The organism is Roseibium sp. AWQ4_290 (assembly GCF_056160985.1).
The window spans coordinates 44,255-64,153 of the sequence record NZ_JBSWYG010000001.1 but is presented as its reverse complement, the minus strand read 5'-3'; the positions used below and the strand labels follow the sequence as shown (position 1 = coordinate 64,153).

Genomic DNA, 19,899 nt, shown 5'->3' with positions numbered 1-19,899 from the left:
ATTCAGGTTTCGCAGCCTCTCGGCTGCGCCCTGAACACGAAACCTGACAGGCTCAAGCTTAACGCAACACCCTTTACATCAATGGCGCTTGGTATAACGCGGTTGGTCTGTTCGTCTGACCTGTCCGGAACCAAAAAGAGCCGGCTGCAGTCCGCAGGCCGGCTCTTTTGGAATCCTTGTCGGCGACGAGGTGATCTATTCGCTGCCTTCCGCGCGGGCTCTGAGGCCTTCTGCAATTGCCCGGTTTATATTGATCAGAGTACCGAGCTTGGTGCTGTCATCGGTTGTGATGATGGTGATCGTCTGCTTGAACACGAAGACCGCAAGTGATGCGATGTTGTTCTTGATGTCCTGCGGCAACTGGCTTTCTTCGCTGGTCGCCGAAGTGACCAGGATACTCCAGAGCTTGCGGTTATAAACGAGCGCCTCATCTTTTTCCGCGAGGTTCGACTCGTCCCACTCATCCTTGATTAGCTGCAGCCGGGCTGCGGCTTTCATCAGCAGATTCGCTTCCAGCTCTCTCGGCGATACCGCCACCTGGCTCGTTTTCTGGTAAGCTTGCGCTGCCTGCTTGTACATGACCGATCAGCGTCCCTTCATACTCGATGAGCTTGCGTGCTTCTTTCAGTGCTTTATAGAACGCGCCGGTTATTATGGCGTTACTAATCCTGGTAACATACGGGATCGTACTCGGCGCGGCCTTCACGATATCATTAACGAGAGTGAAGTAGTTTTCCTGAATTCTCTCTACGTCCGTGGACAGGTACATCAGCTGCACCGCCAGATAGACCTTCTTGGCAGGGGAATCTGCGGTCGCCGGTGTGAGAATGTCCTTTTCTCGCAGAATGGGTGCCTGGCCTTCGATAAAAAGACGTGTTCGCTGATTGTCATTGGTGATGACACTGTCGCCGATGATAATTCTCTCACCGGGTTTCAGCTCGACCTTGAGCGCCATTCTGTGACCTCCACGTTTAGGAACCGGCAGTGACCGATCATGATTTTAACCATGATCTTAGCCGATACCCTACTGAAATTCATCCTGGCTGTTATCCAAACAGGCTCAAGACGCTCTGATCCGCCTGGTTTGCCAGCGACAATGCGGTTGAGGAAAGCTGCTGCCGTGTCTGCAGGGCAAGCATGTTGGCGCCTTCCTCGTTCATGTCCGCAATCGTCAGCTCTCCGGCCCCCACTTCCAGGGTGTTGATCATGTTTTGGGTAAAATCCGTGCGCACTTCCACCGTGGACAGCGATGTGCCCATGGAGCGGGCTGCCGAGCGGAGCTCATCCAGCGCCGCGTTGATGGCCTGAAGCGTCCGGTCGATATCCGTGTCCGACTTGAACTCGGAGGCGGTGGCCGTCAGGCCCACCGTTCCGGAGGTGCTGCCGAGCGTCGTCCGGTTGAAGTCGGAATTGCTGCTGGAAATGTTGAAGGACACTTCCCCGATCAAGCTGATGCTGCCGCCGGAAACGGTCGCATCAAGGCCTTTCACATTGTCAATGAAGGTGACCAGATCGCTCACTGTTGTTTCAGCGTCGATTTCGATCGAGGCCGGTTCAAAACCGTTGCCATCAGTGATGGTGATCGTGTCGCCAGCCTGGAAGCCGCCCGAGGAGATCAGCGTGGCCGATGCGGTGAGGGCGGTCACCGTAAGGCTGGTTGTCCCGGTGCCCGACGCGCCGCCATTGGTCGCCGTGCCGCCCCCTGCGTTGTCCTTGGCGATCGAGATCGTGTTGTCACCGCCCGATGTGATCGAGATGGAATCGGTTGCCTCATCGAAGCTTGCGTGGACACCGGCCAGATTGTCGAGGGCATCCACATAGTCCTGAACCGTGGTGATATCCGTGCCGACGGTCAAGGTGGTGGTCCCGGAACTGTCGGTAATGGTGACCTGGTCGCCGTTTGACCAGGCGCCCAGATCCGCCAGGTTGGAGGAGGCCTGAAGGCCGGTCAGGGTGAGTGACGTGGAGCCGCCATTCAGGTTAAAGGATGCGGTACCGGTGCCGCCGGTGTTCAGATCATCGAGATTGAGGCCGTCATCCAGCGTCGTGTCCGTAAAGTCAACCGGATTTACTGTGAGATTGGAGGTGCTGTCTTCGTTGAAAATCACTTCCAGCTCATTGCCAGCCCCGGCCAGAAGGTTCTTGCCCTTATAGCTGGAATCGCGGGCCATATCCTCAATTTGTTCAAGAATATCATTATATTGGGTTGCGTATTGCTTACGCTCATATTCGCTGGAGGTTTGCAGCGCCTGGTTCGCAATCGCCTTGGCGGATTCAACCAGTTTGGTGATCGAGGTAATCCCCTTGTCCGCCGCTTTGATGGTCTGAACCGCCTGTCCCATATTGTCCAGAAGGTTTGACAGATCGCTGGCCCGGTCATTCAGGGACTGGGCCGTAAAGAACGAGTTCGGGTTGTCGAGTGCTGTATTGACCTTGAGCCCTGTGGCCAGCCGGGTCTGGGTCACCGACTGAAGATCTGCCGTTTGCTTGAGCGACAGGAGATTGTCCCGGACGGCGCTGGAGAGAACAATATCAGACATCAGGCTTCACCGCTTTCCTATTCAGTACCCGCCATCGGAGCGCCGCAAATGGTTTCAAGATGTGGGCGCACCTTTGACGTAAATCTAAATGGAAAGTTAATCGGTCCTGCGAGAATTAACGCGATGTAAATAAAGGTTACCAAAAGGTTTCTGTTAAGTCATTGAAATTATTTAAAAAAATTTCGAGCAAATCGACTGTATTTCTCCCGGAAAACGAAAACGGCGAGCCAGTGGCCCGCCGTTTCTGGTTGTCAGCTTGTGAGTCGTGCGTCTGACTGATTCTTCTAGGCTTAGAAGAGGGATAGCACCGTCTGGTCCGCCTGCGACGCGAAGGACAGTGATGTGGACGCCAACTGCTGGCGTGTCTGAAGCGCCAGAAGGTTAGCCCCTTCTTCGTTCGTATCGGCCAAGGTCAACAGGCCCGCACCTTCCTGCAGAGTGTTGATCATCGTCTTGGTGTAGTCTTGACGGATTTCAACGGTGGACAGGTTGGTACCGAATTCAGAGGCCTGGGAGCGCAGGTTCCCCAGAGCGTTATTCAGCCGGTCAACCACCTTGTTAATGTCGGAGTCCGTTGCAAATCCGCTGTCCGACAGGGCGGAGAGGGTGACACCGGCCGTGTTGGCTGTGAAGCTGCTTGACGCAAAGTCAGCATTGTCACTGGTGAGCGACAGGTCGGTTTCACTGAGGATCGACAGCTGACCACTGGAAAAGGACGCGGTGACACCGTTGAAGTCGTTCACGAAGTCTTTCAGATCGTCAACTGTCGTGTCGTCCTCAATTTCAAGCGAGCCGAGTTCGAAGTTGTTTCCGTCCGTCAGGGTCAGCGTGTCCCCGACTGCAAAGGAACCGGAGTCGACCAGAACCTGGGTTGCTTGCGTAAAGGCTGTCGCGGCAACAGTACCGAAACCGGCGGCGCCTGCTGTCCCGGTGGTCAGTTTGAGGTCTTCATCACTGTAGACCGTCAGCTCTCCGGTGGTGTTGTCGAATTCGGCGCGGACGCCTGAAATGCCATTCAGATTGTCGACGAGGCTTTGCACCGTGTTGGTGCCGACACTCAGTGTGCCACCAGTAATCGCAGCAGCGGTTGCCTCGTTGTTGACGGACAAAATGGTGTTGCCCGCCGTGAACAGGCTGGAATCCGACAGCAGGGAGCTGGTGTTAAGGCCTGCACCGAGGGTGATGACCGTTTTGCCGCCCTGAAGGTCGAATGCGGTTGCACCGCCTTGCCCTTCGGCGAGATCCGACAGGTTGAGGCCGTTGGACAGGGTGGTGTCCGTATAGTCGACGGCTTCGATGGTCAGTTTGGAAGTGGCATCTTCGTTGAAGATTGTCGTGAGGTCGTTGCCATCACCGGCCAGAAGGTTCTTGCCCTTGTAGGAGCTGTCCTTGGCAACATCTTCAATCTGTTCCAGAAGATCGTTATATTGCTTGGCGAAGGTCTTGCGCTCGTACTGACTCTGGGTCTGCAGGGCCTGGTTGGCTTTAGCTTTGGCCGCTTCCACCAAATCGGTGACTGTCTGGATCCCTTTGTCGGCTGCCTTGATGGTCTGCAGGGACTGGCCCATGTCGTCCAGCAGGTTGCTGAGGTCACCTGCGCGGGAGTTCAGGCCGGAAGCCGTGAAGAAGGAATTCGGATTGTCTAGGGCCGAATTCACTTTCAGGCCGGTCGCCAGTTTGTTCTGGACACCGGACATCATGTCGGCTGTAGACTGAAGCGTGAGGAGGTTCTGCCGCACGGCAGCTGACAGGGTAATGTCCTGCATCGTAATATCCCTTTCCTGGGTCACATGTACTGCTGCTCGTCCTGAGCAGGTTGATTAGGATCATCTCCTGTTAACCCTAATCATTGGTTAATTGCATCGCATTTTAGGGTTAACGAGGTGTTAACGTGTTGATTTTTCGCGAGAAACAGCGAAAATCTGTGCGATTGCACTGAGCAGTGCGGGAGTGTGCTGGAAACGGGGAGGGGAGTTTTTTTGACGTAAGGTTACAAAAAAGGCGGGCCTGAGCCCGCCTTCTTCGATGCTTTGGAGTGTGTGGTGCGCTCTTTAGAAGAGCCGCAGCACGTTCTGGTCCGCCTGGGCTGCCAGGGACAGGGAGGTGGAGGCGAGGGACTGCTGGGTCTGCAGAGCCAGAAGGTTCGCGCCTTCCTCGTTGGTGTCCGCAAGGGTCAGCTTTCCGGCGCCTTCTTCCAGCGTGTTGATCAGGGACGTTGTGAAGTCCTGACGGTTTTCCACGATGGACAGGTTGGTACCGAATGTAGACGCCTGCGAACGCAAGGTGTCCTGGGCTGACTTCAGGTTGGTCAGCGTGCTTTCGATTGACGAGTCGGTTGCAAAGCTGGAATCCGTGCCGTTTGTGGTCAACGCAGCATTTGAGTTGAATGCCGTGTTGTCGGAACTGATCGACAGCTTGAAATCCGACGTGGTGGTCAGCGTGCCGCTGGACAGTGCAGCGCTGGCACCGTCAATGCCGTCAATGGCCGATTCCAGATCGGAAACCGTGGTGGTTGCCGTCACCTCAAGCGTGGCCAGCTCCGTGCCATTGGCATCGGTGAAGGTCAGGGTATCGCCTGCAGTGAATTCAGAATCAGCCGTCAGCAGGCTGCCAGCGGTCAGCGAGGTTGTCGCTGTGCCGTTGGTGAGCGTGATCGCGGAGGTGCCGGAGGTAGCTTCCGTCAGATCGGACAGGTTCAGACCGGTGGACAGGGTCGTGTCGGTATAGTCAACCGAAGAGATGGACAGGGATGAGCTGCCATCTTCGTTGAAGGTCACCGACAGGTCGTTGCCCGTGCCGCCGAGCAGGTTCTTGCCCTTATAGCCGGAATCCTTGGCGATATCTTCGATCTGCGTCAGGAGCTCGTTATATTCCTTTGCGTATTTGTTACGCTCGGACTGGCTGGAGCTCTGCTGGGCCTGGTTGGCCTTTGCCTTGGCGGCGTCAACGAGATCGGAGATGGCCTCAATCCCCTTGTCCGCTGCTTTCAGGGTCTGGACCGACTGGCCCATGTCATCAAGCAGGTTGGACAGGTCACTTGACCGGTTTTCCAGGCCCTTTGCTGTGAAGAAAGAATTCGGATTGTCGAGAGCCGAATTGACCTTCTTGCCCGTAGCAAGTTTTTCCTGCACGGAGCTCATCAACTGAGATGTGGACTGGAGAGCATTAAGGTTCGAGCGCACTGCGCTCGACAGAGTTACATCACCCATTTGAGTTTCCCTTCTAGGAATACGATTTACAAGGACCCTTCCTGGATCCGGGGATGATGAAACGGCTGAATCTGATAACAGGCCCTAAAGAAAGATGGTTAGCGTCATTTAACCTTAATGCTTTGTAACGAAAGGAAAAGCGGCAGACTAAGCTGCCGCTTTTCAGATTTTGTTCGGACCTTGCGATCCGCACTTGAGCTCTTAGAAGAGCCGCAGCACGTTCTGGTCCGCCTGGGCTGCCAGGGACAGGGAGGTGGAGGCGAGGGTCTGCTGGGTCTGCAGAGCCAGAAGGTTCGCGCCTTCCTCGTTGGTGTCCGCCAGGGTCAGCTTTCCGGCGCCTTCTTCCAGCGTGTTGATCAGGGCATTGGTGAAGTCCTGACGGTTTTCCACGATGGACAGGTTGGTCCCGAATGTGGACGCCTGCGAACGCAAGGTGTCCTGGGCTGACTTCAATGAGCTGATCGTGCTGTCGATTGACGAGTCGGTTGCAAAGCTGGAATCCGTGCCGTTTGTGGTCAACGCGGCATTTGAGTTGAATGCCGTGTTGTCGGAACTGATCGACAGCTTGAAATCCGACGTGGTGGTCAGCGTGCCGCTGGACAGTGCAGCGCTGGCACCGTCAATGCCATCAATGGCCGATTCCAGATCGGAAACCGTGGTGGTTGCCGTCACCTCAAGCGTGGCCAGCTCCGTGCCATTGGCATCGGTGAAGGTCAGGGTATCGCCTGCAGTGAACTCAGAATCAGCCGTCAGCAGGCTGCCAGCGGTCAGCGAGGTTGTCGCTGTGCCGTTGGTGAGTGTGATCGCGGAGGTGCCGGAAGTGGCTTCCGTAAGATCGGACAGGTTCAGACCGGTGGACAGGGTCGTGTCGGTATAGTCAACCGAAGAGATGGACAGAGAGGACGTGCCATCTTCGTTGAAGGTCACCGACAGGTCGTTGCCCGTTCCGCCGAGCAGGTTCTTGCCCTTATAGCCGGCGTCCTTGGCCAGATCCTCGATCTGCGTCAGCAGCTCGTTATATTCCTTGGCATACTGGTTGCGCTCGGACTGGCTGGAGGTTTGCTGGGCCTGGTTGGCCTTCGCTTTTGCAGAATCCACGAGATCGGAGATGGCCTCGATGCCCTTGTCCGCTGCTTTCAGGGTCTGGACCGACTGGCCCATGTCATCCAGCAGGGTCGACAGATCGCCCGCACGGTTCTCCAGGCCCTTGGCCGTAAAAAACGAGTTCGGATTGTCGAGAGCCGAATTGACCTTCTTGCCTGTCGAAAGCCGTTCCTGGACCGAGCTCATTAGCTCGGAGGTGGCCTGTAGGGAGTTGAGGTTCGTGCGCACGGCGCTCGAAAGAGTAATTCCTGCCATTACAGAGTTCCTTCTGTTCTAAGACGCCATTCTTCCTGAATGACAGATGAACTCTGTCTCGTGACATTGTATTAACTGCTAATTTATTTGGTTATTACGACTTAACCTAAAGTACTTATGAATCAAGATCGTAAATATATTTGGTTAATTGGTTAATTTGTTTAAAGTCAATGTTTTAAGTCGCCTTTTGCCGCAACTATAAATAAGCTTTCTTGCCGCATTTGCAACTAAAGCAGGGGGGGGCGGGTTCTTCGGGGTGGCTAACTTTAGGAAAAGTACGGTTGGGCGATGTGGTTGGTCAGGTGCGGTCCTTCGCGGGCCCCTGAATGTGGTGCATCAGGCAAAGCATGCGCTGGCGCAGGTCTGGTTTCCAGCCCTGTCCCGTTACAACTTCCTGTCTTTTTGCAAGGCGGCCGTTTGGGCTCTCAGCCTGGCCGGAAGGCTCAGCGGGCCCTTCTGCCGATGGGGCATGAGGTGAGGCTTGGGGGGCTACGGCCCTGAGCAAGAATGTCCTGCACCCGGGCAGGGCGCCGGCCTTTTGAGGGGAAGGGGCGGTATGGGAGGGCGCCGCTCGACCGCGGGATTGCGCCCGGGTTTTTGCAGGCACGGACCGCGCTCGCCCGGTTTCAGGCCGCTTTACCTTTTGCTGCCTGAAATCAGAGATTTCAACGCAAAAGACAAAGCAGTTTTAATCCGGAAAAACGCGACACGCTCCAAGCGCATCGCGCGACCCGGTCTGGTTGACCGGATAGGCGGTGCAACGGCGTCCGTTGTCAGGAATTGGGGCACCGGAGGCCGCGCTCGGAGAGGCTTGCGACGTTGTCGCACGTCTGGCCCGAGACCCCGTATCGACCTGCGGCGCGCTTTTGGCCGAGGCCTCTCCGAGCGCGGTCAAATGGGGCGTGAGCAACTGCGCTTGGGTTTAGGCGGTCCGCTGGAAATTGGCGGTTGTGGTCTGGGCTGTCTGTGTCTCGATGGACTTGGTATAGGCCCGCAGGCGCCGCAAAGTCTCGCTCGGTACCTGCCGCACAACCTCACCGGTATCGGTGTTCGTTGCTGTATAGACAACGCTGTCGCTTTCAGGATCCACCACGTTGCGGCGTTCCAGTTGCGGAGCCACTGTTTCAAATAGCGACTTTGACTCGCGGCTGTTATTGGCCGCCCGCGTGTCTTCGCTTGTTTCCTCAGCCGGTTTGACTGTGTCTTCGACCGGCAAATCAGTATTCGCGGCGGGCTCGTTCTTTTCCGGGGCCCGCGCTACCGGCGTGATCGCCGTGTAGGTCGGCGATGGCGGCCGGGCAATTCCCGTATCCAACATCTCATCCTCCGGGGTACGCATTACAGTCCCGTATATTGTTGAGTATAACGTAGGGGAATGAATCGTTTCTTAACGAAATGATTAGGATTTGATGTGTAGGCGCTTTTATTTTCACATGATTCGCGCTGGCTGTCCCGAAGATAAAAAAGGCGCCTGAGCCGCTGCGGGGACAGCTCTGGACCATAACGGAAAAAGGCCCCTTCGAAAAGGAGCCGTTTTCTAGAAACTTACCGGGAAAGGGTCAGAGGGAATGGTTCACCGCGATACCGTGAGCTGAGTGCGGTCCGTTTGGTGCTGAGCCGGTGCGGCCATAGGTGGTTGGCGCATTGGCGTTCTTGGCGCCGGCGGCCTTCGCCACCGTTGAGACGAGGGAATTGGCCACATCCCGTGCCGTTGACAGGACGGCAAGATTGATCCTGAGGACCGGCTGGAACTCACCGTGCTGGCGGCGCAGGGACTGGGTGGCGGCTGGTGAGAGGTTGCCAAGCGCAACGGCATGTTCCTTCGCGGTCATCATGCCCTTGGTATATTCATGGATGAGCCGGGCCTTGTCTGGCTGCAGGTCTCCGGCTTCCTTCAGCCTTCCGGAGCGCACAAGATCTGTTTCCATCTCGATGACCGACAGAAGGGCCTCCATGGTTCCGGACAGGGCCGAGCAGAAGGCCTCGGCTTCCTGCTTGCTGGTGGGCCGGTCCAGGGAAAAGGGAAACGTGTGGGGGCTCGTCTGGGCGGTCATCTTGATCCCTCCTGCAGGGCGATCAGCTCCCGCTCGACACTGTCGGCGAGGCCAATACCACCTGCTTCAGAAATTGAATGGGCATATTCGTCGATCAGAAAGCTCTGCCAGGCGTCTGAGCCGGTGCCGCCGCCCCAGGTGCCGCCTTCCTGAAGGCCGGTGAACATGTTCTGCAGCATCGTGTTCAGGAACACGGCTTCAAACTCTTCTGCTGCGGCCCGCATGCTCGATTTGTCTGACGTGTTCACGCCGCGCAGCGAATCCATCGGATTGGGTTGGCTGGTGACCGGAGCAACAGCGTTGAGCATCACAGCACCTCGATTTCTGCTTGCAGTGCCCCTGCAGCCTTGATGGCCTGCAGGATGGAGATCATGTCGCGCGGGCCGATGCCCAGCGCATTCAGCCCGTCGACGAGCTGTTTCAGTGTGATCGTCTGCGGCACGATCGCAAGTTTGGAGCCGTCCTCGTTCACAGAAACTTCCGAACGCGGAACCACAACTGTCTCGCCATTGTCAGCAAAAGGCAGGGGCTGGGACACCTGGGGAGATTCTGCAATTGTCACGGTGAGATTGCCCTGGGCAATTGCGACCATGGAAACTTTTACTTCCTGGCCCATGACGATGATCCCGGAGTTTTCGTCGATGACGATTCGGGCGGCCAGATCCGGCTCGACAATCAGCTGTTCAATGTCGGTGAGGAGGTCGACGATGTTGCCGTCATACTGCTGGGGCAGGTCCAGCTGTACGGTGCCCGGATCCAGGGGCTCGGCGGTGGGCAGGCCGATCAGCTCGTTGATGGACAGGGCTACGCGCCGGGCCGTGGTCAGGTCCGGATTGCGCAGGGCCAGGCGCAAGGTGGTGAGGGAGGCCAGCTTGAAGTCCAGTTCCCGCTCGACCAGGCCGCCATTTGCGATCCGCCCGGCGGTGGGAACTCCGCGCACCACGGAGGCGGCGTCTGCCTGCGCGGAAAACCCGCCAATGGCAACGGAGCCCTGGGCAATGGAATAGACCTCTCCATCCGCGCCAACCAGCGGCGTGACCAGCAGCGTGCCGCCCTGCAGGGAATCGGCGTCGCCGAGTGCGCTGACATTCACATCAATGCGCGTGCCCTGGGTGGCAAAGGGTGGCAGGTTGGCGGTCACCATCACCGCGGCCACCGTGTTCGTGTTCAGCGAGATGTTGCGGGTGTTGACACCGAGCCGTTCCAGCATGGCCTGAAGGCTCTGCTGGGTGAAGGGCGTGTTGTTGAGGGAATCACCGGTGCCGTTCAGGCCGACCACAAGGCCGTAACCGATCAGCTGGTTTTCCCGGATGCCTTCGAAATCGGCGATGTCCTTGATGCGGGAGGCCGCCTGGGCGCTTGTCAGCCCGACCCCCAGCGCAACGGTGGCCAGGACCGCAAGACGGCACAGCCCTGCCAGCCAAGAAGTATGAACATCACTCATGTGTCGCATCGCCTGTTCCAGCCCAGTTTTTCGAACCGGCCATGCGCCGGCTCAAGAGAATGCAGCATGCAGAATGCGAGAGGCGTGCCAGTTTGGTGAGGCGCAGCCGTCTTTTTTTAAAAATGGCAGCATTCGGCCGAAAAACCCGTAAACTTGCAGCTTGGCGCCGGGAAGATGAGGATTTAAGTTAATGAAACCTTTTTCCGGAGCGGCAAATATTGCCTGCCCTGCAAGGACTCATTTACCCTTCGGGGCAATTTCTGACAACGGGCGGCGCAGTTCGGCAAAAACTCCGGCAAGACCCAACGATGTCGGGCAAGGTGGAACAAGACATGCGCATTACAGGCAACAAACCGATTACCGGCGTTCAGGGCAGCAAGGGCGGTAAGAAGCGGGTGTCCTCCGGCTCCCAGGAATTTGCACCGGATCTCGGGGGCGACGTATCTCACTCGGCTCAAACCGCAGGCGGACCCTCCATTCAGGGGATGGACGCTCTGCTGGCGCTGCAGGAAGTTGATGAGCGGGAGGCCCGCCGCACCAAGGCGGCCCGGCACGGTCATACGCTGCTGGATTCTCTGGAGAGCATCCGGGCGGACCTGCTGGCCGGGGTGGTATCTGAGGACCGGCTGGAGGCCTTGGCCCGGCAGGTGGAGAACCGCCAGAGCAGTGGCGATGAGCGGGTTGATTCGGTGCTCGAAGAGATTGAATTGCGCGTGAAGGTGGAGCTTGCGAAGCTTGGGCGTTTCGTGGATCCGTGATTGCCGCAAATTGCGGAAAATCGCAGTAAAACGACCCCAATCTTACGCAACGAATTGAAAGATATGACGTTTCTTTAATGCTGTTTTTCAGAAATGAACCGTTGTCGGCTGGCGGAACCGGCTATATATTGCGCCCGGCCAAACGGTAATCCGGAGCTATCGATGACGGTTGAAATTGAGTCTGACTATCGACCCTCGGAAGACGAGCCGTTCATGAATGACAGGCAGCGTGAATATTTCCGAAACAAGCTGCTTGCGTGGAAAGACGACATTCTGAAGGAGAGCAAGGAAACGCTCACCAACCTTCAGGAAGAAAGCCAGAACCATCCTGATTTTGCCGACCGCGCGTCCTCTGAGACGGACCGCTCGATTGAGCTGCGGGCACGGGACCGCCAGCGCAAGTTGATCTCGAAGATCGATGACGCTCTGGAGCGGATTGCAGATGGGAGTTATGGCTATTGCGAAGAGACTGGCGAGCCGATCTCGCTCAGGCGTCTGGAAGCCAGACCGATCGCCACCTTGTCGATCGAGGCCCAGGAAGCCCATGAACGCCGCGAAAAGGTGTATCGCGACGACTGATTTCCAAAAAACGGCTGGCGTGCCCGCCCGGGGCGTCCGAGAACTTTTTCAGCCTTCCCGCCCGGGAAGGCTTTTTTCTTGGTCCGGGCGGGGGGGGGCAGATGGCAGGTGGCGTCCGGCTGCTCCGGGGAGGAACCGGGCAACCTCAATTGCCGATTTTCCCGGCCATGACCGAAATGGTCTGCACGTAGACGCTGGCCTTGTTCCATTCCTTCAGAACCCGGTAATTCGCGGTTCCGGGCCCCCAGGGCTGACCGCTGCGCCAGCCTTTTTTCTGCAGGTAGTTTGCCGTGGATGCCAGGACATCGGGGATGGAGCGGATCAGATCCCGGCGGCCGTCCCGGTCGAAGTCGACGGCGTATTTGACATAGGACGAGGCCAGAAACTGGGTCTGGCCGATTTCACCGGCCCAGGCGCCGCGCATGTCAGCCGGGGCCATGTCGCGCCGCTGCACGATGATCAGCGCATTGATCAGCTCATTGGTGAAAAAAGCGGACCGGCGGCAATCATAGGCAAGGGTGGCGAGGGACTGGAGGACCGGCATGTTGCCGGTATAGCCGCCAAAATTGGTTTCAAGGCCCCAGATGGCCAGAATGACCGGTGCCGGAACACCATATTTCCGCTCGATCCGGCTGAAGAGCCGCCGGTAGGTCTGGCCGAGCCTTTGCCCCTTGCGGATCATCGCTGTATTGACCCGCTTTGCATAAAATTGCTTGAAGCTCAGTTTGAAGGATTTCTGATTGCGGTCGAGGCGGACAACCTTGGAATTGTAGGTCACGTTCTGAAGCGCGTTGCGGACCGTACGGGTCTTGAGCTTGTACCGGGGCGCGCTTTCGACAAAGGCCTGTTTCCAGGCTTGGAACCCGTCCGGCCCGTTACCGCAGCTGGCTGCTGCGGCGGGTCCGGCCGAGACAAGACACAAGCAAATGGCGGATGCAAGCAGACGGCGCATGAAACCTCCGGGCAAGGGGCAAATTTGATCCGGGGCTCAGTTTAGTCCGAAATTCCGCAACGGCATATCTTCTTTGCAAATCGGCTGATCACAAAAGAGAACGGGCACGGCACTCGGGGAGCGAGATGCCGTGCCCGTCATCAGCCGCTGCAGGAAAAGCTTCTAGAACACTTGGCCTGCAGCTGGCCGGGGGACTGAAAAAGAGACGCGGTCAGAAGGGCAGGAGAATGTCCATCACCTGATTGCCGACGCGCGGTTGTTGAACCGTGGTGATCTGGCCGCGGCCGCCATAGCCGATGCGCGCTTCTGCGATCTGCTCGCTGGCAATGCGGTTGTTGGCGGTGATGTCCTCAGGCCGCACGATCCCGGCGACGATCAGCTCGCGGATTTCGAAATTCACCCGGACTTCCTGCCGCCCTTCGATAACCAGATTGCCGTTGGGCAGTACCTGGGTCACGACGGCCGCGATGGTGGTCTGCAGGTTTTCTTCCCGGTCAACCTTGCCTTCGCCCTGGAAGCTGGAATTGCTGTTGACGCTGCCAAGATCGCTGGCGGCCATGCCTGCGGGCATGAAGATCGTGTCGATAGCCGTGCCAACCGCACCGCCGACGCCAGCGCCGCTTGATTCTGTGCGGCTGCGCTCTGTGCTGTTGTCGAACTGGGCTTCATCATCGATGGTGACCACAACCGTCAGGATGTCACCCACCCGGCTGGCCCGCTGGTCCTTGAAGAAGGCGCGGCTGCCCGACTGCCAGAGGGAGTTCGGATTGTAATGCGCCTGTTGCGGTTCCGGCATGGGCATTTGCACGGGCCGGTATCCCGGTGTGGTGGTCGGGTCCTGGATGGCATTGAGGGCGGGCTGCTTGCCCACTTGGGCGAGCTGGTCAGCCGTGCCGCAGCCTGCGGCCAGAGCCGCCAGGGTCAGGCTGGTCAGCACTTTGCTTGTAAGAGAAAACGGCATCAGTTGGTCTCGCTGTTCAGGCTGGCGACAAGGGGGCTTGCGGTGTGAACGCGTACTCGACCGCGGGAGACGACAGTTGCCGGCACAACGCGCCGGGATTGCAGGTTCATCACGTCGATCACGTCGCCTTTGGCGCCGCTGTCAAGCGCCTTGGCCCGCGAGGTGAGCTTCAGGCCCGGCATGTCGAATGTGACGGTGACCTTGTCCCCACGGCTGATAAGAACCGGACGCTGAAAGGTTCTGCGGGAGAGGGGGGAATTGGAGCGGATATTCGTGGTCGCTTCCTTGCCGACAATCTCCTGCGCGCGGGTGACGGCGCTTGAGGGGACACGGGCCCTGGCCATGCGGATCGTGGTCAGGTCGTCTTCCCGCAGAATGTCTCCTCGGCGCAGGGGCTGAGCGAGGGCGAGCACTTCCGTCATTTCCTGGGCGATGCCGGTCAAAGTGAGCTGCCGGGTGCCTGTCTCAACGGCCACCGTGGCCCGGAGAACAAAATTGCCGCTGGCGTCGGACCAGTCGACGGAGGTGACCCGTATGGGCTCCTCAACGCTCGGATCTGCGAGCACCCGGTCCGGGGCTTGCAGCAATTTGATGTCAAGGTTCTCCGGCTGAAGGCCTGCGTGGCGTTCTACCAGAGCCTTGCGCACAAGCCCGGCCAGCTGGTCGCGTTCGAATTTGGCAGCGCCCCGGTGGACAACGACGGTTCTGAGACCGTCGGTTCCTGCGCTGTCCAGGCCCGCCGCCCGGGCGCGCTCGGCAACAAGGCTGGCGGGCACATTGCCAGAGGTGCCCATGTCCGGTGAGCGGAACAGCGGTTTGGCCGCAAATGCGCCTGAATTGGAATAGAAGTCGCCAACGGTGACAATGTCCGACAGGGTCATGACCTGTGAGCGCAGTACCGGCGGATCTCCAGCGGCTGCCGGGCTGCCGGCCAGGGCCAACAAGGCCAGGCCGAGGGCGGATTTCAGAAAAGTCTTCATCATTTCAAGCCCCCTGATCAGCGCAGGTTGGTCGTGGTGGAATACATCTCATCGGCGGCCTGGATGATCTGCGAATTCATTTCATAGGCGCGTTGGGCGGCAATCAGATCGGAGATCTCGGTCACCGCATCGACGTTGGACATCTCCAGGAAATACTGCTGGACGCTGCCGAAGCCGTTGTCATCCGGATTGCCGGTCTCAGCGGCCCCGCTGGCATCGGTTTCCAGGAAGAGGTTGTCGCCGATGGCTTCAAGGCCGGCCTTGTTCACGAACCGCGCAAGTTGAACCTGGCCAAGTTCCTGTGTGGCGCCCGTGTCGTCCACGCCCTGAACCGTGCCGTCATTGGCGACCGTCAGATCCTGAATGTTTTCCGGAATGGTGATGCCCGGATTGACCGGATAGCCATCGACGGTCACCAGCTGGCCATCCGCGTCCCGCTCGAACGAGCCGTCCCTTGTATAGCCTGTGCGTCCGTCCGGCAGGTCGATCTGGAAAAAGCCTTCGCCGCGAATGGCCATATCCAGAGGATCGTCCGTCTGCTCCAGCGAACCCTGGGACATGATCCGGGTCGTGGAGGCCAGTTTCACACCGGAGCCGATCTGAACACCGGTCGGCACGATCGTGCCCGCATCGGAGGTTTCCGTACCCATGCGGCGCAGGTTCTGATAAAGCAGATCCTGAAAATCCGCCCGCTGTTTCTTGAATCCCGTCGTGCGCATATTGGCAACGTTGTTCGAGATGACTTCAACGTTAATTTCCTGCGCCTTCATGCCGGTCGCGGCGATCTGGAGTGCTTTCATGGTCTTGGTTCCCTAAAGCCGTCAGGTCTTGATCTGTCCGAGTGTGGCGATGGCCTGCTGGCGCAGTTCATTGGCATCCTTCAGCATCTTCGACACGGATTCGTATGATCTTGTGATTTCAATCAGGCGCGTGACTTCAAAGACGCCATCCACGTTGGACTGTTCCAGAGCGCCCTGAACGACTTTGGTATTGGTCGGGACAAGGGGGTTCTCACCGGTAAAGGCCGTCTCCCCCAGTTTCTGGAGGGCCTGCGGATCTTCGAAACTGGCAATGCGCACCTGGCCGCGAATGCCGAGATCTGTGGCGATGGTGCCATCAGACGCGATCTGGATCTGGCCATCTTCCCGGCTGAAGGTCAGCGGACCGGCAGATGTGAGGACCGGCCGTCCTTCAGAGGTGACCAGCTGGCCATTGGCGTCCAGATGAAAGGCGCCGTTGCGGGTATAGGCCTCGGTGCCGTCATCCATCTGGACGACGAAGAAGCCTTCTCCTTCAAGGGCCATGTCCAGCTCGTTGCCGGTCATCTTGAAGCTGCCATTTTCAAAGTCGGTATGCGTCTGATAGTCCAGCACATAGGACAGGGTCCGGTCTTGTGCCTCAAACTCGGTCGCTTCGGCGACCGGCATCAGATATTCCTCAAACAGCAGGTTCTGCGACTTGAAGCCAGCCGTGTTGATGTTCGCCATGTTGTTGGCGACGACATCCAGCTGATTCCGCAGGGCGGTCTGCCGTGACAAGCCAATAAGCTGTGCGTTCTCCATATGAACGGTTCCTTTTGCTCCCCGATGAGCCGTCCGGTCTCCCCAGACCTGCGGGCTCGGTTATGGTTAATGCACGGGGCATGCCAGTTTTTAAATCCTTGGGAAATCTGGGTAAAAACGAAAGGGGGAGGATGCGCGCGGCAAGAGATTCCGGCAGAAGTTAACCACTTGGCAATTTTTGCCCGGTGACTCGCGTTAATGGAGCGGTAACCATTCGTTAACCATTAACTCTTTAGTAATAAATAACGCGCGCGGGCGTTGTTTTAATGCGGAGTGCGGAATGGCTGATGAAAGCACTGCTGCCGGTGATGAAGCCGAAGAAGGGGCTGATGGCGCCGCAGGAGGCGGAAAGAAAAAGCTGTTTCTGTTTGGTGGGATCGGACTTGTTGTCCTGCTCGCCGCAGGCGGGGCTGCTTATTATTTCCTGATGGGCTCGGACGCTCCGATGCCTGCGCCGGGAGATGGTGAGGTGCCGGCCGAGGTTCAAAAGCCGGTCGTTTTTTACGACCTGCCGGAAATGACCGTCAATCTGGCCACGGAAGGGCGGACAACCTATCTGAAGGTACGCATCGCCCTGGAGGTTGAGAACCGGGCAATGATCGATCAGATCCAGCCGTTCCTGCCGCGTATCCTGGATGCGTTCCAGATCTATTTGCGAGAGTTGCGCCCTGCGGACCTGGAAGGGTCTGCCGGTTTGTTCCGCCTGAAGGAAGAATTGCTTAGACGGATCAACATGTCGGTCTATCCGGCTAAGGTAGAAGGGGTTCTGTTCAAGGAAATCCTTGTGCAGTGACATGATGCATGGCTGACGTCGACGACGATGATCTGTCCGAAGAGGACATGGCCGACGCCTGGGGAGCTGCCCTGGCTGAGCAAGGCGCTGGGGACGAAGATGACGACCTGGCCGCGGCCTGGGGGGCTGCCCTAGAAGAGCAGGGGGCTGGAAGCTCCGACGACATGGCTGCGCAATGGGCGGCCATGATCGATGACAGTGAGCCCGACCTTGAAAACGCGACCCGTGGGGCCGACCGTGTCCTGAACCAGGAGGAAATTGACAACCTCCTCGGCTTCAACATCGAGGATACGATTGCCGGTGACCAGAGCGGGATCCGGGCGCTGATCAATTCGGCGATGGTTTCCTATGAGCGTCTGCCGATGCTCGAAATCGTCTTCGACCGGCTGGTGCGCCTGACCACGACGTCCTTGCGCAACTTCACCTCTGACAATGTGGAGGTGTCGCTGGATTCCATCAGCTCCGTGCGTTTTGGAGATTATCTGAATTCCATTCCGCTGCCGGCCATCCTGGGGGTGTTCAAGGCAGAAGAATGGGACGGTTTCGGTCTGATTACCGTTGAATCCAGTCTGATTTATTCCATCATCGACGTTCTTCTGGGCGGCGGGCGTGGTATCTCGGCCGTGCGTGTTGAAGGGCGTCCTTATACGACCATTGAAACCGGCCTTGTCCAGCAGATGGTTGCGCTCATCCTGCAGGACGCCGAACAGGCCTTTGCACCGCTGTCGCCGGTTCATTTCAATCTGGAACGCCTGGAGACGAACCCGCGCTTTGCCGCGATTTCCCGTCCGGCCAATGCGGCGATCCTGGTGGAATTGCGCATCGACATGGAAGACCGGGGCGGCTCGGTCGAGATCATGATGCCCTATGCAACCCTGGAGCCGATCCGCGATCTGCTGCTTCAGATGTTCATGGGGGAAAAATTCGGCCGGGATCCGATCTGGGAAGGTCACCTTGCCAGTGAAATCCATGCGGCCGAGGTCGCGGTCGATGCGGTTCTGCATGAGACCTATCTGCCGCTCAGCCGAGTGCTGAGCCTTGATGTCGGCCAGACCCTGGTCTTCGACGTTGATCCGGCCGATCCGGTGACCATCAAATGCGGGAACGTCCCACTGACCGAGGGGACCCTCGGCAAGGTGGAGGATTCCATTGCAATCCGCGTTGCAAAGAACTTGCGCAAACCCAAGATGACACTGGCCGCGTTTGAGCGTGCCATGCAAAACGAAATGGAGCAGCCATGAGCACTTTGCCAATCGGGATGATCATTGAAGCCTTGGTTTCTGTGCTGTTGTTGATCACGATCGGGTATTGCTGGATGCTGAACCGGCGGCTGCAACGGCTGCGGGCCGATGAAGAAGTGCTGCGGGCAACGATCTCTGAATTGATGACAGCAACGGAAATTGCCGAACGGGCGATTCTGGGCCTGAAAACCACCGCGTCGGAAGCGGACAAGGTTTTGGGTGGCCGTCTTAAGCAAGCGGAAACCATGTCGCACACTCTGGCTGATCAGATCGGCGAAGGTGATAAAATCTTTACCAGGATTTCCCAGATTGCAGAGGCTGCACGGTCCGTGTCCCAGCATCCGGAACCGGCTCCGCGCAGCGATCCATATGCTGTCAGGCCTCAGGCCGAACAACCGGCTTATGCGCGCCCGTCAGGTCAATATGCTCCGGCCGCTCCGCAACAGGCTGAACGGCAACAGGCCGCACCGCAGGCGCCGTCCTATGAACAGGCTCCTGTTTATGAGCCGGAGCGCAAGCGCACCAGCCGGGCCGCGGATATCCGCAGTGCGGCGGCAGAGGCGACAGCACGGCTTGAGCAATTCCGCAGACGAAACGGTGCTGCTGCATGAATTTGAGACTGCTGCCATTGTTGGGAATTTCGGCAAGCGCCTTGCTTGCCCTGAAGCTGCTCGGCCTCGCTATAGGCCCCAACCACAGCGCGCTTCCTATCAAGGGCGCAGTCGCCCAGGAAGCTGCCGGGGACGCGACAGCGCCAGCAGGTGAAGAAGTTACGGCAGACCTTCCCGACATGGCGGCTTCCAAAGATGGTGCGCAGGACGGAAAGGAGGCTGACAGTGAGCCTCCGGTCCTGCCGTCCTCTTTGGAAATCGGCGGATCGGCTGCGGAGCGCGCCGTTCTGGAAAGCCTCGGCAAGCGGCGGGAAACCCTGCAGCAGCAGGAAGGTCAGCTGGATCTCAGGGAAAAGCTGCTTAAGGCGACCGAGGAGCGCATCGAAAAGCGTGTTGATGAGCTGAAAAAGCTCGAGCAGCGGATCGAAGAAGCGGTCGACAAGAAGAAGAAACAGGAAGAGCAGGAAGTGGCTGGGCTCGTGACCATGTATGAGACCATGAAGCCAAAGGATGCGGCCCGCATCTTCAACCGGTTGAGCCTGCCGATCCTGCTCAAGGTGGTACGCCAGATGAAACCCCGGAAGATGGCTGCCATTCTGGCGAAAATGTCTCCGGAGACGGCAGAACGGCTGACGGTCGCGATTGCCAGCAGCGACAAGGATGGCGCGTCCGCGGGCCGTCCTGTCCAGGCGCGGGCGCCGGCGCAGCAAAACTTACCGAAAATCCCGTCAAACTAGGCGGTTTGGTCCGGTTTTAAAGGCATATGTAAGGGCGCGTTAAGGACACTTATCTTAAAATAGAGTGTTGGCGCCATCTAAGGACAGATCGACTTGCAGGCATCCGGCCCGAGACTGAG

Annotated in this window: 21 protein-coding genes; 6 read left to right on the top strand and 15 right to left on the bottom strand. The window is 58.1% G+C overall.

Annotated elements, in window-relative coordinates; all coding sequences use genetic code 11:
- Positions 1–195: 195 nt before the first annotated feature.
- From flaF to ACXAH0_RS00240, 10 genes are all read right to left on the bottom strand, one after another.
- The gene (flaF, locus tag ACXAH0_RS00285) at positions 196–579 is read right to left on the bottom strand and encodes a flagellar biosynthesis regulator FlaF (RefSeq protein WP_475172829.1); all 384 of its coding nucleotides are present in this window, start codon (positions 577–579) and stop codon (positions 196–198) included.
- On the bottom strand, positions 461–955 hold the full coding sequence (flbT, locus tag ACXAH0_RS00280; protein WP_475172831.1) for a flagellar biosynthesis repressor FlbT: 495 nt from the start codon (positions 953–955) through the stop codon (positions 461–463). Before flbT ends, flaF begins: the two co-directional genes overlap by 119 nt.
- A gap of 91 nt (positions 956–1,046) precedes the next feature.
- Positions 1,047–2,540 carry a flagellin N-terminal helical domain-containing protein gene (locus ACXAH0_RS00275; protein WP_475172833.1) on the bottom strand — a complete coding sequence of 498 codons (1,494 nt, stop codon included), beginning with the start codon at positions 2,538–2,540 and terminating at the stop codon, positions 1,047–1,049.
- Between the two features lie 290 nt (positions 2,541–2,830).
- On the bottom strand, positions 2,831–4,306 hold the full coding sequence (locus ACXAH0_RS00270) for a flagellin N-terminal helical domain-containing protein (RefSeq protein WP_475188210.1): 1,476 nt from the start codon (positions 4,304–4,306) through the stop codon (positions 2,831–2,833).
- Between the two features lie 285 nt (positions 4,307–4,591).
- Positions 4,592–5,749, bottom strand: coding sequence for a flagellin N-terminal helical domain-containing protein (locus tag ACXAH0_RS00265; RefSeq protein WP_475172836.1), 1,158 nt, complete (start codon positions 5,747–5,749; stop codon positions 4,592–4,594).
- Between the two features lie 201 nt (positions 5,750–5,950).
- Positions 5,951–7,108 carry a flagellin N-terminal helical domain-containing protein gene (locus ACXAH0_RS00260; RefSeq protein ID WP_475172838.1) on the bottom strand — a complete coding sequence of 386 codons (1,158 nt, stop codon included), beginning with the start codon at positions 7,106–7,108 and terminating at the stop codon, positions 5,951–5,953.
- A 922-nt stretch (positions 7,109–8,030) separates the two neighbouring features.
- Positions 8,031–8,426: a flagellar protein FlaG gene (locus tag ACXAH0_RS00255; protein ID WP_475172840.1), complete on the bottom strand. Its 396-nt coding sequence runs from the start codon at positions 8,424–8,426 to the stop codon at positions 8,031–8,033.
- A 241-nt stretch (positions 8,427–8,667) separates the two neighbouring features.
- Positions 8,668–9,162, bottom strand: a complete 495-nt coding sequence (locus ACXAH0_RS00250) for a flagellar protein FlgN (RefSeq protein WP_475172843.1) — start codon at positions 9,160–9,162, stop codon at positions 8,668–8,670.
- The gene (locus ACXAH0_RS00245; protein ID WP_475172845.1) at positions 9,159–9,470 is read right to left on the bottom strand and encodes a rod-binding protein; all 312 of its coding nucleotides are present in this window, start codon (positions 9,468–9,470) and stop codon (positions 9,159–9,161) included. The genes ACXAH0_RS00250 and ACXAH0_RS00245 overlap by 4 nt, the downstream gene beginning before the upstream one ends.
- Positions 9,470–10,606 (bottom strand): flagellar basal body P-ring protein FlgI, encoded by a 1,137-nt coding sequence (locus ACXAH0_RS00240; protein WP_475188208.1) that lies wholly within the window; start codon positions 10,604–10,606, stop codon positions 9,470–9,472. The genes ACXAH0_RS00245 and ACXAH0_RS00240 overlap by 1 nt, the downstream gene beginning before the upstream one ends.
- A 332-nt stretch (positions 10,607–10,938) precedes the next feature.
- On the opposite strand from ACXAH0_RS00240, the gene ACXAH0_RS00235 reads away from it, so the two are divergent.
- Both ACXAH0_RS00235 and dksA read left to right on the top strand, forming a co-directional pair.
- Positions 10,939–11,364, top strand: coding sequence for a flagellar assembly protein FliX (locus ACXAH0_RS00235; RefSeq protein ID WP_475172851.1), 426 nt, complete (start codon positions 10,939–10,941; stop codon positions 11,362–11,364).
- Between the two features lie 162 nt (positions 11,365–11,526).
- The gene (gene dksA, locus ACXAH0_RS00230; protein WP_475172853.1) at positions 11,527–11,943 is read left to right on the top strand and encodes an RNA polymerase-binding protein DksA; all 417 of its coding nucleotides are present in this window, start codon (positions 11,527–11,529) and stop codon (positions 11,941–11,943) included.
- Between the two features lie 145 nt (positions 11,944–12,088).
- Here the strand turns inward: dksA and ACXAH0_RS00225 are convergent, their stop codons facing one another.
- The 5 genes from ACXAH0_RS00225 to flgF form a co-directional block, all read right to left on the bottom strand.
- A complete protein-coding gene (locus ACXAH0_RS00225) occupies positions 12,089–12,895 on the bottom strand; it encodes a lytic murein transglycosylase (RefSeq protein ID WP_475188207.1) in 807 nt (268 codons plus the stop codon).
- Positions 12,896–13,106: 211 nt separating this feature from the next.
- Positions 13,107–13,856 (bottom strand): flagellar basal body L-ring protein FlgH, encoded by a 750-nt coding sequence (gene flgH / locus ACXAH0_RS00220; RefSeq protein WP_475188203.1) that lies wholly within the window; start codon positions 13,854–13,856, stop codon positions 13,107–13,109.
- A complete protein-coding gene (gene flgA / locus ACXAH0_RS00215) occupies positions 13,856–14,839 on the bottom strand; it encodes a flagellar basal body P-ring formation chaperone FlgA (protein ID WP_475172864.1) in 984 nt (327 codons plus the stop codon). Before flgA ends, flgH begins: the two co-directional genes overlap by 1 nt.
- Positions 14,840–14,853: 14 nt before the next feature.
- A complete protein-coding gene (gene flgG / locus ACXAH0_RS00210) occupies positions 14,854–15,636 on the bottom strand; it encodes a flagellar basal-body rod protein FlgG (RefSeq protein WP_475172865.1) in 783 nt (260 codons plus the stop codon).
- A 21-nt stretch (positions 15,637–15,657) separates the two neighbouring features.
- Entirely contained in the window at positions 15,658–16,398 is a 741-nt protein-coding gene (flgF, locus tag ACXAH0_RS00205; protein ID WP_475188197.1) for a flagellar basal-body rod protein FlgF, read from the bottom strand.
- A 280-nt stretch (positions 16,399–16,678) separates the two neighbouring features.
- On the opposite strand from flgF, the gene ACXAH0_RS00200 reads away from it, so the two are divergent.
- Genes ACXAH0_RS00200 through ACXAH0_RS00185 form a run of 4 tightly spaced genes read left to right on the top strand, consistent with a single transcriptional unit; the run spans position 16,679 to position 19,780 of the window.
- Positions 16,679–17,191: a flagellar basal body-associated FliL family protein gene (locus ACXAH0_RS00200; RefSeq protein ID WP_475188195.1), complete on the top strand. Its 513-nt coding sequence runs from the start codon at positions 16,679–16,681 to the stop codon at positions 17,189–17,191.
- Between the two features lie 8 nt (positions 17,192–17,199).
- Complete coding sequence (gene fliM, locus ACXAH0_RS00195; RefSeq protein ID WP_475188191.1) at positions 17,200–18,432, top strand: flagellar motor switch protein FliM; 1,233 nt, start codon at positions 17,200–17,202, stop codon at positions 18,430–18,432.
- The gene (locus ACXAH0_RS00190) at positions 18,429–19,043 is read left to right on the top strand and encodes a DUF6468 domain-containing protein (RefSeq protein ID WP_475172875.1); all 615 of its coding nucleotides are present in this window, start codon (positions 18,429–18,431) and stop codon (positions 19,041–19,043) included. Before fliM ends, ACXAH0_RS00190 begins: the two co-directional genes overlap by 4 nt.
- A complete protein-coding gene (locus ACXAH0_RS00185) occupies positions 19,040–19,780 on the top strand; it encodes a MotE family protein (protein WP_475188187.1) in 741 nt (246 codons plus the stop codon). The genes ACXAH0_RS00190 and ACXAH0_RS00185 overlap by 4 nt, the downstream gene beginning before the upstream one ends.
- Positions 19,781–19,899 lie beyond the last annotated feature (119 nt).